General features: G+C 68.7%; 2 protein-coding genes and 1 pseudogene. All 3 read left to right on the top strand.

Annotated elements, in window-relative coordinates; genetic code table 11:
- A partial coding sequence (locus QRN59_RS20755) for a Gfo/Idh/MocA family protein (protein ID WP_284984343.1) occupies positions 1–770 on the top strand: 770 nt, incomplete at its 5' end.
- A 9-nt stretch (positions 771–779) separates the two neighbouring features.
- Complete coding sequence (locus QRN59_RS20750; protein ID WP_284984342.1) at positions 780–1994, top strand: Gfo/Idh/MocA family protein; 1215 nt, start codon at positions 780–782, stop codon at positions 1992–1994.
- A gap of 47 nt (positions 1995–2041) precedes the next feature.
- Positions 2042–2330, top strand: a pseudogene (locus QRN59_RS20745) (sugar phosphate isomerase/epimerase); the annotation flags it as partial.

Below are 2330 nucleotides of genomic sequence, written 5' to 3'. Positions count from 1 at the left end.
CCGCCGACGCCGCGGGCATCCGGCTCGGCTGCGCACCGGACACCTTCCTGGGCGCGGGCCTGCAGACGGCCCGCCGGATCATCGAACGCGGCGACATCGGCACCCCGCTGACCGCCCTGACCATGTTCCAGACCCCCGGCCCGGAGTCCTGGCACCCGAACCCGGCCTTCCTGTTCGCCCACGGCGCGGGCCCCCTGTTCGACATGGGCCCGTACTACATCACCGCCCTGGTCCAGGCCTTCGGGTCCGTGCGGCGCGTGGCCGCCGTCGGGTCCAAGGCCAAGGAGACCCGCGTGGTCGGTTCCGGGCCCAAGGCCGGCGAGGAATTCCCCGTCGAGGTCCCCACCCACGTCTCCGCGATGCTCCAGTTCGAGTCCGGCGCCTCCTCGCACAGTGTCTTCAGCTTCGAGTCCCCCCGCCTGCGGATGGGCTTCGTGGAGATCACCGGCACCGAGGGCACCCTGGAACTGCCGGACCCGAACTACTTCGACGGCGACCTCAAGCTTTGGCGCGCCGGGGCCGAGGAAGCCGAAACCATCCCCGCCACGGGACCGGCCAACGGCCGCGGGATGGGCGTGCTGGACATGGCCCGGTCCCTGCGCGCCGGTGTCCCGCACCGCGCCCAGGGAGCCCTGGCCTACCACGTGGTCGACACCCTGGTCTCCATTTCCGAGTCCGCCGAAACCGGCACCTTTGTAGGCGTCGACAGCTCCGCCGTGACCTCCCAGGCCCTCCCCGAGGACTGGGACCCGATGGCCGCCACCCTCTAGGAACCACTCATGACCAGCCCCGCCCCCACCCCCACCAACCCGCACCACGGCGCCTCCCCGGAGGGAACCAGTGCGGATACCAACGCCGCGAAGACACCCCTGGGTGTTGCCGCGATCGGCTACGCGTTCATGGGCAAAGCCCACTCGAACGCGTGGCGGAACGTGGCGTCCTTCTTCGACGTTCCGGCCTTCGAGCAGAAAGTGCTCGTGGGCCGGGATGCGGAACAGGTCGCCGAGGCCGCGGCGAAGTACGGGTGGAGCGAGTCCGCCACGGACTGGCGCCAGGTCCTGGAACGCGATGACATCCACATCGTGGACATCTGCGCGCCGGGCTGGATGCACGCCGAAATCGCCACCGCGGCGCTGGAAGCGGGCAAGCACGTCCTCGTGGAGAAACCCCTCGCGAACACCCTGGCCGAGGCCGAAACCATGACCGAAGCCGCGCGCGCCGCCCGGGGCCGCGGCGTCCAGTCCATGATCGGCTTCAACTACCGCCGCGTCCCGGCCCTGGCCCTCGCGAAGGAACTGATCGCGGAGGGCCGGCTGGGCACGGTCCGGCACGTCCGGGCCGCATACCTGCAGGACTGGCTCGTGGACCCCGACTCCCCCATGACCTGGCGGCTGAACAAGGAAACCGCCGGGTCCGGGGCGCTGGGCGACATCGCCTCCCACGCGATCGACCAGGTCCTCTTCCTCCTCGGGGACAGCGTCACCGAGGTCTCCGGCCGGCTCCACACCTTCGTGGACAGCCGCCCCGGTGCGGACGGTCCGGAACAAGTCACGGTCGACGACGCCGCCTGGGCCACGCTGACCCTCGCCTCCGGGGCGGTCGCCTCGGTGGAAGTCTCCCGCATGGCCACCGGCAAGAAGAACTCGCTCACGATGGAAATCTACGGCGACAAAGGGTCCATCCTGTTCGACCTGGAAACCATCAACGAACTGGGTTTCATGGACGCCACGGTGCCCGTCCGGGAGCAGGGCTTCCGCCGGATCCTGGTCAACGAACCCGAACACCCCTACATGGACGCCTGGTGGCCCCAGGGCCACGTCATCGGCTGGGAACACACCTTCACCCACGAAATCCGCGACTTCCTCACCGCCATCGACACCGGCACCCCGCCGACACCCTCCTTCGAAGAAGGACTCGCCGTCCAGCGCATCCTGGCCGCCATCGAAGAATCCGCCGACGCCAAGTCCGCCATCATCCAGGTCGCCAGCCACTGACCAGCCCTGGCCTGAAGCACGCCCGAAACTTTTCCCAAGGAGAACCAATGCCCCGCCCGTACACCCTCTTCACCGGCCAATGGGCCGACCTGCCCTTCGAAGACGTCGCCAAACTCGCCTCCGGCTGGGGCTATGACGGCCTGGAAATCGCCGTGTCCGGCGACCACCTGGACGCCTGGCGCTGGGACGAACCCGGCTACGTCGAGAACAAACTCGCCGTCCTGGACAAATACAACCTCAAAGTCTGGGCCATCTCCAACCACCTCAAAGGCCAGGCCGTCTGCGATGACCCCATCGACTTCCGCCACCAAGCCATCGTCGGGGCCAAGGTCTGGG

This window comes from Arthrobacter sp. efr-133-TYG-118 (genome assembly GCF_030209755.1).
GTDB lineage: Bacteria > Actinomycetota > Actinomycetes > Actinomycetales > Micrococcaceae > Arthrobacter.
The sequence above is the reverse complement of the archived record's forward strand: the minus strand, read 5'-3'. Positions and strand labels throughout refer to the sequence as shown.

Coding starts and splice junctions, on each gene's coding strand:
- QRN59_RS20750 (WP_284984342.1), top strand. CDS start 780: ATGACCAGCCCCGCCCCCACCCCCACCAACCCGCACCACGGCGCCTCC.